This window comes from Galbibacter orientalis DSM 19592, assembly GCF_000260115.1.
Lineage (GTDB): Bacteria > Bacteroidota > Bacteroidia > Flavobacteriales > Flavobacteriaceae > Galbibacter > Galbibacter orientalis.
In genome coordinates this window covers 13,856-25,681 of the sequence record NZ_JH651380.1, presented here as the reverse complement: position 1 = coordinate 25,681, position 11,826 = coordinate 13,856, and the positions used below count along the sequence as shown (strand labels likewise).

The 11,826-nt window shown below is 34.1% G+C and carries 13 protein-coding genes; 5 read left to right on the top strand and 8 right to left on the bottom strand.

Translation table 11 applies throughout. The features are described 5' to 3' along the window. Positions 1 to 204 precede the first annotated feature (204 nt). Complete coding sequence (locus tag JOOMADRAFT_RS17345; protein WP_008615725.1) at positions 205 to 717, bottom strand: hypothetical protein; 513 nt, start codon at positions 715 to 717, stop codon at positions 205 to 207. Between the two features lie 172 nt (positions 718 to 889). Here JOOMADRAFT_RS17345 and JOOMADRAFT_RS17340 point away from each other — a divergent pair, with 172 nt between their 5' ends. The 4 genes from JOOMADRAFT_RS17340 (at position 890) to JOOMADRAFT_RS17325 (ending at position 4,129) form a co-directional block, all read left to right on the top strand. Beyond that, the gene (locus tag JOOMADRAFT_RS17340) at positions 890 to 1,762 is read left to right on the top strand and encodes an AraC family transcriptional regulator (protein WP_008615723.1); all 873 of its coding nucleotides are present in this window, start codon (positions 890 to 892) and stop codon (positions 1,760 to 1,762) included. Positions 1,763 to 1,780: 18 nt separating this feature from the next. After that, entirely contained in the window at positions 1,781 to 2,365 is a 585-nt protein-coding gene (locus tag JOOMADRAFT_RS17335) for a Crp/Fnr family transcriptional regulator (protein WP_008615722.1), read from the top strand. 77 nt (positions 2,366 to 2,442) lie between these two features. Then, positions 2,443 to 3,240, top strand: coding sequence for an alpha/beta hydrolase (locus JOOMADRAFT_RS17330; RefSeq protein WP_157136789.1), 798 nt, complete (start codon positions 2,443 to 2,445; stop codon positions 3,238 to 3,240). Then, positions 3,230 to 4,129, top strand: a complete 900-nt coding sequence (locus tag JOOMADRAFT_RS17325; RefSeq protein WP_008615719.1) for an EamA family transporter — start codon at positions 3,230 to 3,232, stop codon at positions 4,127 to 4,129. The genes JOOMADRAFT_RS17330 and JOOMADRAFT_RS17325 overlap by 11 nt, the downstream gene beginning before the upstream one ends. A gap of 46 nt (positions 4,130 to 4,175) precedes the next feature. Here JOOMADRAFT_RS17325 and JOOMADRAFT_RS17320 read toward each other — a convergent pair whose 3' ends face one another. The 6 genes from JOOMADRAFT_RS17320 to JOOMADRAFT_RS17295 form a co-directional block, all read right to left on the bottom strand. Beyond that, a complete protein-coding gene (locus tag JOOMADRAFT_RS17320; protein WP_008615718.1) occupies positions 4,176 to 4,838 on the bottom strand; it encodes a P-loop NTPase family protein in 663 nt (220 codons plus the stop codon). Further along, on the bottom strand, positions 4,835 to 5,377 hold the full coding sequence (locus JOOMADRAFT_RS17315) for a hypothetical protein (RefSeq protein WP_008615717.1): 543 nt from the start codon (positions 5,375 to 5,377) through the stop codon (positions 4,835 to 4,837). The genes JOOMADRAFT_RS17320 and JOOMADRAFT_RS17315 overlap by 4 nt, the downstream gene beginning before the upstream one ends. Positions 5,378 to 5,381: 4 nt before the next feature. Next, the gene (locus JOOMADRAFT_RS17310; protein WP_008615716.1) at positions 5,382 to 5,660 is read right to left on the bottom strand and encodes a helix-turn-helix domain-containing protein; all 279 of its coding nucleotides are present in this window, start codon (positions 5,658 to 5,660) and stop codon (positions 5,382 to 5,384) included. A 437-nt stretch (positions 5,661 to 6,097) separates the two neighbouring features. Further along, the gene (locus JOOMADRAFT_RS17305) at positions 6,098 to 6,940 is read right to left on the bottom strand and encodes an RteC domain-containing protein (RefSeq protein WP_008615714.1); all 843 of its coding nucleotides are present in this window, start codon (positions 6,938 to 6,940) and stop codon (positions 6,098 to 6,100) included. A 92-nt stretch (positions 6,941 to 7,032) separates the two neighbouring features. Further along, positions 7,033 to 7,833, bottom strand: coding sequence for an AraC family transcriptional regulator (locus JOOMADRAFT_RS17300; RefSeq protein WP_040880248.1), 801 nt, complete (start codon positions 7,831 to 7,833; stop codon positions 7,033 to 7,035). 96 nt (positions 7,834 to 7,929) lie between these two features. After that, positions 7,930 to 8,598: a hypothetical protein gene (locus JOOMADRAFT_RS17295; protein WP_157136788.1), complete on the bottom strand. Its 669-nt coding sequence runs from the start codon at positions 8,596 to 8,598 to the stop codon at positions 7,930 to 7,932. A gap of 340 nt (positions 8,599 to 8,938) precedes the next feature. Between JOOMADRAFT_RS17295 and JOOMADRAFT_RS17290 the strand changes: the two genes are divergently transcribed. Then, the gene (locus JOOMADRAFT_RS17290) at positions 8,939 to 10,624 is read left to right on the top strand and encodes an AraC family transcriptional regulator (protein ID WP_169313499.1); all 1,686 of its coding nucleotides are present in this window, start codon (positions 8,939 to 8,941) and stop codon (positions 10,622 to 10,624) included. Between the two features lie 152 nt (positions 10,625 to 10,776). On the opposite strand, the gene JOOMADRAFT_RS17285 is transcribed toward JOOMADRAFT_RS17290, so the two are convergent. Further along, the gene (locus JOOMADRAFT_RS17285) at positions 10,777 to 11,808 is read right to left on the bottom strand and encodes a hypothetical protein (protein ID WP_008615700.1); all 1,032 of its coding nucleotides are present in this window, start codon (positions 11,806 to 11,808) and stop codon (positions 10,777 to 10,779) included. Positions 11,809 to 11,826 lie beyond the last annotated feature (18 nt).

Genomic DNA, 11,826 nt, shown 5'->3' with positions numbered 1-11,826 from the left:
AACGTAGACTAAAAACATATAAATACAACAAAGTATATCGGGAGAAATACAAACTTTATGTAAGGAGCAAAAACTTTAGTATTAGCACTAGTCTAGCTATTACTCATAATCATTAAAAGCTCAATATCAAATCATGGCTTTGGTTATGCTAAGGAAATTAAAACAGTACATTTGCTTTTAGATTACTGAAACGAGTAACAAAGGCTAATTAGTTAATTTAAAAATTACAGTTGGCAAGTTTATCTTTTCTAAAGATGATTCAACGGAAACAACTTCAAATCCATTTTCTTTAATCAATTCCAGAGTCTCCTTTCTAACAGCTAGTATCTCACCATAAACAACATCGTAGTTTTGTTGAGAAGCAATAGCTTTCACCTTTTCTAATAGTGCGTTAAGACCAGATGTATCCGTATAAAACATTTTGTTTATAAATAGAGGTCTATCTACATTCTTAAATAAAGTTCGCTTCTTTGGGGAGGTATTCAATTCTATACTCCCTATGGGCTGTTCTTTATTAAAAGCCATTATAGTTTGCAGCGTAAAATCGTTTTGACTATGAACAAAGGTATTTTTCTTAAAAACTGTATTTAAATAGTGATTAAGCTCTTCTTGCTTATTTTCATCTTTATACAATGATGCATATGTTTTTTTAGCTTGAAGAATAATCCAGTTGGCATATTCATCTTGAAGTACTGCATATTTTGTTTTGATTTCCATCAGTTGCTATCTTATTTTTTAATCATATAGTTATCTCTAAAAGTTTAGACCTTCTACCTATTAAATAAAAAGGTCTTTGCTTTATATCTTCAAAATTACAGCGATGCACTGAGAGTCATGTTGGATAAATAGTGTAATTATTTGTACTTTTAGGACATGTAATAACTATTTTATGAATGAAATTCCCATTATTGATATTCATCAAGTCGAAAAAACTGAGAATGCAACTAATTTTCATATCAACAGTTTGAATAAACACCTAAAAGAAAATGAAGAAAAATTTGCCGCCTCCCATAAGCATAATTTCTTCATCTGTGTTTTGTTTACAAAAGGTAGTGGCAATCATCAAATCGACTTCCATACCTACGCAATTCAACCAGGAAGTGTATTTTTTATAAAACCTGGACAAACACATCATTGGGAATTTAAAACTCAACCAGAGGGGTATATTTTTTTACATACGCAAGACTTTTACGAGAATCCTTATTTGAAGGAAAAACTGAATCAATTCCCTTTTTATAATTCAACTAAAAACCCTCCTCTTTTAATCCTTTCACAGCAAGAAATTGATGATATAAGACCTCTTTATGAAGAGTTAATGCGTGAATATAATAATAATTCAAGCTTTAAAAACTTAAAAATATTTAGTCTTATTACTCATATGTATATTGAATTATCAAGAATTTATATACCTTCAGAAAAAAAGATGAGAATAGTTACCCCAATCCATATGGAGATCATTACAAAGCTTGAATCCATTCTTGAAGCACATTATAAAAATGAAAAATTACCTAAGTTTTATGCTAGTAAATTATTTGTGAGTACTAAACATTTAAATAGAATTATTAAGACTTCCCTTAACAAGACGACCACCGACTTAATTACGGATCGAGTGGTGCTTGAGGCTAAACGGCTAATGGTGCATTCTAAAAATTCATTAACCACCATTTCTCATGAATTAGGGTATCAAGATTACGCTTATTTCTCAAGGGTCTTTAAAAGAAAAACAGGAATATCGCCAAAGAAATTTATAAAGGTGATGTAGCACTAATTTTTAAAACACATGGTCTTGATTCAAAACTTCAAAAGAGAACTAACTAAATATTATCCATTTTCTAAGGATGTCCTAGATGCTTTTATAGCTATACTAAACCCTCGAACGTTAAAGAAAGGTGACTACTTCTTAAAACAAGGTCAAGTGCCAAAATCTTATGCTTTTATTAAACAGGGATTGTTTTCCTATTATCATACCTATGAAAATGGAGATGTGGTTATTAAAAAATTCTTTTCAGAAAATTCATTCATCGCTTCCACGGCTGCATTGATCCAAAATGAGGCTAGTTTATTTTCAATTCAGGCATTGGAAGAAACCAAGCTACTGGAATATCAGAATACTGATTTTAGACAGATCATGAAAAAGTATCCAGAAATTGCGTACTTCCACATTAATTACTTAGAGAAAAACTGGGTGGTGGCCAAAGAGCCTTTAGAGATAAATTTAAAATACAAAACAGCGAAAATACGTTATGAGCAATTCCAAACTGAATATGCAGCCATTGAAAGTCGTTTGAAACAACACCAAATTGCATCTTACCTCGGAATCACGCCAACCCAATTAAGCAGGATTAAAAAAGCAATCAAAAAATAATTTGTTTTCTCAACATATGTAAATGTTTTAAGAAAGATGACTCTCTACTTTTGTGGATGCATTTAAAACAAGCAAAAGTGAAAAACTCAATGGTATTCTTTGCCTTTATACTTCTAATCTGTCCAAAGGCTTTTTCTCAGCATATTGATACGCTAGAGGTGTATAGTTCGTCGATGAAAAAAAACATTAAGACTATTGTTATTACTCCTTCAAAAAGTAAAAACACGCCAACAGTTTATATCCTGCACGGCTATAGTGGATATCCAAAACGGACGCTAAAAAAAGATATTCCTTCTTTATTGGAGCTTAGCTTAAAATATAAGATGATTTTTGTTTTACCTGATGGGAATTATGATAGCTGGTACATTGATAGCCCAATAAAAAATTCGAAATATGAAACCTTTATAACAGCAGAATTAGTTCAGTATATAGATGATAAATATGATACTGAAAAATATCAAAGAGCCATTATGGGATGGAGTATGGGCGGTCACGGTGCTCTATATTTAGGTGCTCGACATCCAGAAATTTTTTCAGCAATCGGAACTATAAGTGGGGCGATTGACTTTCTTCCTTATGGAGAAAGATATGGAGTGCGCAAAGTTTTAGGTCAGAATAAAAATATTTGGAAGAATTATACGGCTATTTCACAAATAGAGAAGCTACATAACACGAACCAAAAAATACTGATAAGTTGTGGATTTGATGATCCTTTTATTGAACAGAATAGAAAACTTCACGAGCAACTAATTCAGTTACACATTCCACACAATTATGAAGAAAGTCCTGGAAAACATAATGCAAAGTATTGGTCGATAGCAGCTAAAATACAACTTTATCACTTGAACGAAACTTTCAAAAACAATGAACAGTAATATAAAAGGTCTTTTTTACATAGCATTTGGAGCATCAAGTTACGGAGTATTGGCCACTTTTGTAAAGTATGCCAACAATAATGGTTTTGGTACAGGAGGACTTACGTTTTCTCAATACCTTTTCGGTGCTTTACTACTTAGTATAGTATCGGTGTTTTATCCACACAAATCCAAGAGCTCAACAAAGAATGTAGTTGTATCAAAACATCCTAAGCTAAAATTGATCCTTTTCGGAACGACCTTAGGACTTACCAGTAGTTTTTACTACCTATCCATACAATACGTTCCTGTTTCTGTGGGCATCATTTTGTTGATGCAAACCATCTGGATGGGCGTGGTTTTGGAGTTTTTTATTGCCCGAGAGCTCATTAATAAAATCAAAATCATAGGTGCTATGGTCGCTATTGCAGGCACTGCATTGGCAGCCAAAGTTTTTGAAACAGATTTAAACATCAATTTTACAGGGATAGGATTCGGTTTATTAGCAGCATTAAGTTATACAGGAGCCATGTACGCTTCTAACAAAGTTTCTCTGGAACTTCCCATAATTACTCGAAGTAAATACTTGGTATATGGTGGCCTTCTAGTGGTCATTTTATTTTGGAATGTTCAAATTCTCAATGAATTTAATTGGTTACTATTTCTAAAATGGGGCGCTTTTCTGGGATTATTCGGAACCATTCTTCCCCCTATTTTATTCAACAAAGGCTTTCCTGAAATCGGTACTGGGGTGGGAAGTATAATTGCTTCTATAGAAATTCCAGTTTCAGTTTTTAGTGCTTATGTAATCCTCCAAGAAGAAATCTCTGTATTGCAATGGGTAGGAATCGTTATCATTTTATTTTCAGTGGTACTAATTAATTTAAAGAAAGTTAAGAAATCCGATTAATTCCAAACTCATTTCCCTTGCTTTATTTTTATAAAATAGATTCTTTCTATTTCCGCTTATCCCCACTCCCTTTATCAAAAGCTACCAGATTAAAAAGTTCACGCATTCGACTGCGCACACGATTTCCATACCGTTCTTCCAGCTCTTTCGCATTTAAATTAGTGGTGGCATGTGTTTTCACCTTATGTCCCAACAATAGTTCATGTCTAGACAACAAGATTTCTCCCAACACATTACAATCCTTTCCAAAATGGCGTCCTATAGGCTCTACTCCTAGATCATCAAAACAATAAAATCGGTGATCTCCATATTGTTCAATTATTCGATACCCGATATTGTTAAATCCGAAAACAATATTTCGAGAAGGAATGAGCTCATACGGCTTTTGATGGGGTACTAAATGGCGCATCAGTTTCATTAAGCTGGTTTTTCCACACCCTACAGGTCCGGATAGTAAAAGCCCTTTTCCGAGATCAATTCCCAATTTCTTGCAAGAAGCTTCATCTCGGATATAATACACAAAAAGCTTGTATAAAATAGGGTGATCTTCGTTGTAAATCTTAAACTTCTTTCCAAATAAAAGTTTCCCTTTGGCATCAAGGTATATCAGCATTTTTTTAAAATCATACAAAACGAGTCCCCCACGAAATTCACCCAGATGAAATTCAACACCTCCCTCCTTTATGATATGTGGTTGATATTTTCTCACAATGGCTCGTTGTAATTTTTATCCGTACTAATCTTTAGGTGATCCAAAAATTGGCCAACAGGCTGCTTGGTTTTATTTGTACGCAATTTTTTAAATTTAGAATTTTCAATAAAATTATGTTTGCCCATATTTTTATAGTTTTCTAAAGTTTGTATAGGTTTGTTAATAGATACCACGGCTGGTTCATTACTTGTCCCTATATTGGTACGCCTAGGGTACATAACTTGTCTATCGGTTGTCCCAAAAATGGTCATGCAAATCATACTCCCTTTAAATGGATTATGTGAGGGGTTGTATTGTAAATAGCCCCAATAATCTAGTTCTTTTATACACCGATGATAGGTAGTCTTGGATCCTATCTTTGAAAGTAGCATGACTTCCCCTCTTATTACATGAAAACTTCGCATAAAATGAGCGGCATTCCACAATTGGAATAAAGCCATATATAAACTAATATGTGTCGGGTTTAACCGATTATCTTCGGTGAACTTTTCATAGGTAGCATTAAGCTGTTTAATGTAATTTACTCCTGCTGCCATACGCTTAAAATCCGTTTCTGATTTTATTGTTTTCCAACACTTGCATAATTTCCTTGTAATCATAATACAACACCCCTCCTATTTTGGTATACGGCAGTGTCCCATTGATTCGTAAATTTTGTAGTGTCCCTGGTGAAATTCCCAACAGTTCGCGAACTTCATTGGATTTGAGCCACTTTTTAGAAGGCGTTCCGTTTTGTTCCTGTAATACTTGTTTGATTGCATCCAACAGTTCCAATTTAAACTGATACAGATCTTCGGTAGTAATAATTGTTGCTCCCATAAAATTTATGTTTTTAAAAACAAAGCCGCCATTTGTAAACGTATTTATAAACCAATGACGACTTTGCGTTGATTTAGCTCACGAACATTCATTTTTTATTAATTAGGTGTTCGTGAAATTGAAAATTTGCTTACCAAATTAAAATTCAGCTGGGCCAATCTTCGATTTGACTTTCGTGATACAAATTTGGATGGAGTCTATGAGAATCTTTCGGTATACGTTCGTAGTTACGAATACATTTTAACACATTTTATTTGGGGTACTTTCGTTTGATATGGCTTACCTATTAGCAAGAATATGTAAGAAATCCAATCCATTTTCATCTTGTTTGTATGCGCAATAAAAAATCGTAGTGCCATCGTAGTTACATACCAATTTTCTATAAAACACCAATATAGTATCCCTAAAAAATACCATTTTCACTAAATTGACATACACTATAAAGCATCGTCTTCTTGCATTTTTTCTTGTAAATCAGTTACCAATTCTTGTAGAAAACGTGCCCGATTTCCTTTGCGAGCCTTCATCTCTGCATAGGTTTTATAAAAATTACCCAAGTTGATATGAAACACTTTCTCAAAAATAACAGCGATACTTTTTAAGTCCTCTTTACCGTGATTAATAGCACCATTGGAATACAGCGCATAAGCTAATTCTATAAGGGCTGTTTTAGAGGCCGTCCACTTTAGTGTTTTCCCTTGAACTCCCTGTAAATGGGTATGGTTTGCTTGCAACTTTAAGTGCTGGCATTCAACTTCTATAAACCTAGCATACAATTGCGTGGTTTTAATACGTGTCCATAACATATCATATGGGGTTGAAAAATCCCTATCCCAGTATCGGTTTTCTTTTAAATTAACATGGACTTTTTTTAACTTTCTTGTAAAATAGTATTCATCCATATCACTACGATTCCGTTGCATATAATAAATCAGTTCTCGGTGTTTTGCGTAAAACTTATTGATTTTACGCAATTCTTTTTTCAAAAATTGTTGTTGCTCATCAACATCGAGTTGTGGTAGTAGAAGTTGGTACGTTCGTACTTTATAGAGGTAATACAAATAAGATTCTGGAGGTGTTTTTTGCATTTTAAAAAAATGGATTTCTTCTAATTCATTTTGAAACCCATCGAGGAGCACCTTTCGTTTAAGGCGCTGCAGAGATTGATAGCATAGCTCAATTCCTTCTTCTAATTGATCAAATGATTTGAAGGATGCTAATTGTAATTCGTTACATTTCTTTTGAAACCGCTCAACAATTTCCTGATACGTTTCCACCATTATCTTTCATTTAATAGTGATTTATGGAAGTGCTTACCCTTTTTTACAGCAGTACGTCCCCTCTTGTTTTCCTTAGGTTAAAAATTGTATAGCTACATTCTTTTCATAAAAGCACTCGGTGACATCCCTGTATACTTAGCGAAGAAAGCTGAAAAATGATGCACCGAACTAAATCCCATATTGGCTGCAATTTCTTTGAGAGACTTGTGGGTATAAAACAACTTTTTAGACTCCAAAAGGATGGTATGCACAATAAAATAGCGTGGAGGCTGCCCACTTATTTGTTTGACGACTTTTGACAAATAATTGGTACTTATACATAGCTTCGCTGCATAGTATCTGATACGATGCGCTTTGCCTTTACTTTCTTTTACTTCCATTAGAAATGCTAAAAACAACTGCGTTTGTCGCGAGGCATTTGCATAAGGTTTTGGCGTCAAGTTTTCATACAATGCAAAAAACAATAACTGCCAAGCCATGGAAAATGGTTCTTCATCCATTTTCAAAATAGATGGTATTCTTTGTCTTCTATACCATAGATAGCCCAACAATCCTACCATTAGATGTTCTTGTTGCTTGTCTAAAGAAATGACAACAAGACGCTTCTTCGTGCTATATAAAAACAATAACGGAAACGATATTAAGAACCGTTTTATGTAATCAAGACTACTGACAGCTACATATGCCAACTGCACATGACCATGTATGTTAAGGGTAAGAAAATGAGGAGTTTCAACAAGTAGACACTGTCCCCTTTTTAGGATTTGCAGATCCTTATTAATATGCACTGTTAGTTGACCTGCATGCACCAAACATAACAAATAACAGTTGTTATATTGTTTTGTAAATGCTACGTCTCCTTGGAATTGGATTATAAAAAAATCCATAGCCATTATTAAATGTGGGTTTTACCTCCATCTGCTGTAATAGGTATATTATACAAAGGGTTAAAACAGTATTCATAACTGCTTTAACCCTTGTTTATGTAATCATTCGTTATCATTGGCTACACTTAGGATGAGTGCATTGTGAATCCCTTGCGCATTGCTTTGCAAATCCCCTTCTAACCAATTGTATATGTGTCCAATGGAAATATTCCAATCCTCATCTTCCCGACCTCCACCATCATCATCGTCATCACCTCCCTCACTCAGAACACTGGGGGTTGGTACCTCTTTATTTAGCTCGGTTATAAACCATAAAGTCCCCAAGAGCACTCTTTTGTCCTCTGAAGTGAATAACGGATCTTTATCAATTTCACCCCTAAAACTATCATATAATTGGGGAAGTCCACTGAAATCTTCAGCTAGTAACAATGTTTCTGTCATTGCCCGCATACGATCTTTAGCTAATATACTGAGTTGTGAATTATCCAGTATATCATTGAATCGAATCTCTGTCGAATCCCTTGAAACGGGACTAGGCAATTGCCAAAGATACTCTCCAAATGTGTCTGTACAAAGTGCAGCTATCGCTTCATATTTTTGAGTAGCGACTAACGATCCTGTTTGTGCTCCTAATAACTCCTCCTGAAGCTGACTATAATAATAAGCCAATGAATCTGTTGCTCCAGATGTAGCAGTAACCAAATACGGTGTTTTTAAGACTTCTTCTTCTATCTCTACGGATTCCTTGCTACAAGAAACCAGTATCGTCATTAAAATGAAATAGGTTTTAATTGTTTTCATGCTTTTTAGTTTTTGTAATACTGAAACTTCTATTCTTGTTCAGTTTACCCGGGTAAGCAGAATGGCAGTCATGACAAGACTACCTGTTGTTTTTGAATTCCCCGTAAAACTAAAAGCTTGAAATAAGGCAAACAATCACTTCTTATTTGATTTTCTGAAAACCAACTATGATTTTCAGAAAATCATACGCCTACAAAAACCACCGAATTACTGATTTTCAAAGATTTATACTACTTTTAAGGTATTAAATACTTTTTACCACTTTACTATCATAGTATGCTAAAATACTATGGTCAAATCAACCGATACAATGAAATACTACTACTTAGTCTTCTTATGCCTATTTCAATATTGGGGATTCTCCCAACAAAAAAAACTGATAGCCCCTGTACCTTTAACGAACCGTTCCTACGATATCCTTTTTGATAGTATCAAAAATTCGGATCCTTTAAGTGCACAACAACGAGGTTATTTAAAAGTCTTTTTGGAAAAAGCTAAGCGTGAAAACAATACTGTAGAGATTGTTAATGCATATAAAAACTACCTCCATCACGGAACAAAGAATTTACAACTAGTCTATGCTGATAGTATGATTTTAACCGCTACCCTTGCCAAGGACACAACACTTATAGGAAGTAGTTACCTCACCAAAGGAATTGTCTATTATGGATTAAAACAACATGACAAGGCATTGGATTATTATTTAAAGGCTAATGAGCTCTTAATCAATTCCTCAGACACCTACCTGACGTACAAAACAAAATACCATCTGGGCATGGCTAAATATTTTCTAGGGTATTACCATGAAGCTGTTTCTTTATATCAAGAATGTCTGGCCTTTTTCAAAGACTCCTATCCTAGGCCGTATCTGAATACATTACATTCATTGGGGCTTTGTTACAATCAAATGAAAAATTACGCATCAGCTTCTGACATAAATACCCTCGGATTAAAGGAAGCTAAACGTATGGACATGTACGTTATGGATTCTTATTTTAAGCTCTCCGAAGGCATCAATCTATTTGATAAAGAGATCTATGCACCATCTCTCAAACGTCTTAAAGCCTCCATTAACGATTCCATTATTCTTAAAGACAGTACCAATTTGAGTATTGCCTATTTCTTCATTGCCAAGAATTATCTAGAGCAAAAACAATCAGACAATGCAATAGCATACCTTCTAAAGGTAGACCGTATCTATGAAGATACTGGATACCTCCGCCCTGACCTTAGGGAAACCTTCGAATTATTAATTAATTATTACGACTCTAAAAACCAACCCAAAGAAAAGCTTTATTATATTGAAAGACTGTTGGAGTTTGATGACTTGATCAATACATATTATAGATACCTCTCCTATAAAATTCACAAGGAAAGTATCTACACAACTCAAAAATTACGGCAGGAAAAACAAAAAGCAGAGCGGCAACTTTTTATAGAAAAACACGGTAAGAGGATCTTGTATTTTGCACTCATTTTAGTAAGTATTCTCCTCATTTTTATATTTAACCGTCATCTCTATCTAAAAAAATTATACAAGAAGCGTTTTGAGCAATTAATGGCAACCAACCATAAACTTCCATTAAAAAAAACTTCAAAAGAACACCATAAAAAAACAGATTATCAATTAAACCTTGAAGTAGAAGCTGATCTCTTACAGAAATTACACAACTTTGAAGATAAGAAGCGATACCTGGCTGACGATATTACGCTAGCCAAAGTAGCTGCTGATTTTGATACCAATACTAGATACCTATCCCAACTAATTTTAAAACATCGAGAAATGCGCTTCAAGGAATATGTCAACAGCCTTAAAATAGCCCATCTGATTGATCTATTAAAATCAAATACCCTTATCCGAAACTATAAATATGATGCCTTAGCCAAAGAGGTAGGATTCACAGGAAAACAAGGCTTTGTAGCAGCGTTTAAAGCAAACACAGGCATTACACCAGCATTCTTTATTGAAAAATTAAGTACAAAAAGTACCCATTAAAAATTAAAGCCTACTAAATATACTTTATATAAGTGTAGAATATTTAGTTCTTAAAATACACGTAAAAAAACAATACTACGAAAAAAATGGTCAGATAAGGAAACTAAATTTCCCTTCTGACCAAATTTATTCTTTCATCAAGTAAATACCTATTAATGGGATGATTTTGTGTCCAGCTGATAATTTGCTTGAATATCCTCAGCCCCTGGGAAAGGAATATCATTTAATTCACACCAAGTTTCAACTTCTCCAGTTAATACTACTAGTTGTCTCTGAATATCTCTATCCGAAGGTCTTACTCCGTGGTGATGTCCTTTAAAATACACTTCCCAATCCGTTTTTACGGTTCCTTTGTATTCCTTACCCTCATAAACTTCATAAGTTAATCTAAATGAATAAGTATAACCTTTTTGCAAAGAAGACATAAGAGAAAGTCCTGAAGAAACTGATTCAGTCGAATCAATTCTATTTATAGTAGCAGGATTGATAAGTTCTGAAGCCACAGATGGTATAAGCTCTTGATTTTTTGAATTTGCATCTTTTAAAAGTTCAAAAATCTCTTTCGATCTTTTGATAAAATCTAAAAGTTCTTTATCATTAAAATCCATTTTCATCAATTGTTCCTTATACGCTTGTAAAAAAGTATTGAATGTTATTTTATCAACATCAACGCTAGATTTTACGGCAGTAAAAGTCATTGCATTTTCAATTGCAGTTGTAATTCCAGTCGCCTCTATTCTTCGCTGCCAGGCCATAATATCAAACCTTGTTATTGAAAGTCCATCTACTATTATATAGTAAGAATGCATTTCTGATTGTGTACCTTCTCCAGCACCTAAAATAGCTTCTAAGCCTCCAGTTACTAGTTCTCCAATGCCGTCAACTATTCCTTCTGCATCGCCACCTATAAATTTTTTCACCGCCCCTGTAACAGTTTCAACTAGGGTTCCAGCATTTTCGGATACATAAGCTCTTGTTTCTCCATGAAAAGCTAGTGTGTTAGTTATTGGAATTGTAGGATTTTCAGGTGTCCCAGCAGTTCTAAGCATCTGTTTTAAAGATTCTTTCTGCAAAGCATTTTTTTGCTCTGCTAATTCAAAAAGTAAATTAACTGCTAGCGTCAATTCTTTTTTCTTGTCTGGTGTTGGATCCAGTGATTGGATTGCATCTCTTAAAAATGACATAATATAAAAATTTTGGTT

Coding starts and splice junctions, on each gene's coding strand:
- JOOMADRAFT_RS17345 (WP_008615725.1), bottom strand. CDS start 717: ATGGAAATCAAAACAAAATATGCAGTACTTCAAGATGAATATGCCAAC.
- JOOMADRAFT_RS17340 (WP_008615723.1), top strand. CDS start 890: ATGAATGAAATTCCCATTATTGATATTCATCAAGTCGAAAAAACTGAG.
- JOOMADRAFT_RS17335 (WP_008615722.1), top strand. CDS start 1,781: ATGGTCTTGATTCAAAACTTCAAAAGAGAACTAACTAAATATTATCCA.
- JOOMADRAFT_RS17325 (WP_008615719.1), top strand. CDS start 3,230: ATGAACAGTAATATAAAAGGTCTTTTTTACATAGCATTTGGAGCATCA.
- JOOMADRAFT_RS17315 (WP_008615717.1), bottom strand. CDS start 5,377: ATGGCAGCAGGAGTAAATTACATTAAACAGCTTAATGCTACCTATGAA.
- JOOMADRAFT_RS17310 (WP_008615716.1), bottom strand. CDS start 5,660: ATGGGAGCAACAATTATTACTACCGAAGATCTGTATCAGTTTAAATTG.
- JOOMADRAFT_RS17305 (WP_008615714.1), bottom strand. CDS start 6,940: ATGGTGGAAACGTATCAGGAAATTGTTGAGCGGTTTCAAAAGAAATGT.
- JOOMADRAFT_RS17300 (WP_040880248.1), bottom strand. CDS start 7,833: ATGGCTATGGATTTTTTTATAATCCAATTCCAAGGAGACGTAGCATTT.
- JOOMADRAFT_RS17295 (WP_157136788.1), bottom strand. CDS start 8,598: ATGACGATACTGGTTTCTTGTAGCAAGGAATCCGTAGAGATAGAAGAA.
- JOOMADRAFT_RS17290 (WP_169313499.1), top strand. CDS start 8,939: ATGAAATACTACTACTTAGTCTTCTTATGCCTATTTCAATATTGGGGA.
- JOOMADRAFT_RS17285 (WP_008615700.1), bottom strand. CDS start 11,808: ATGTCATTTTTAAGAGATGCAATCCAATCACTGGATCCAACACCAGAC.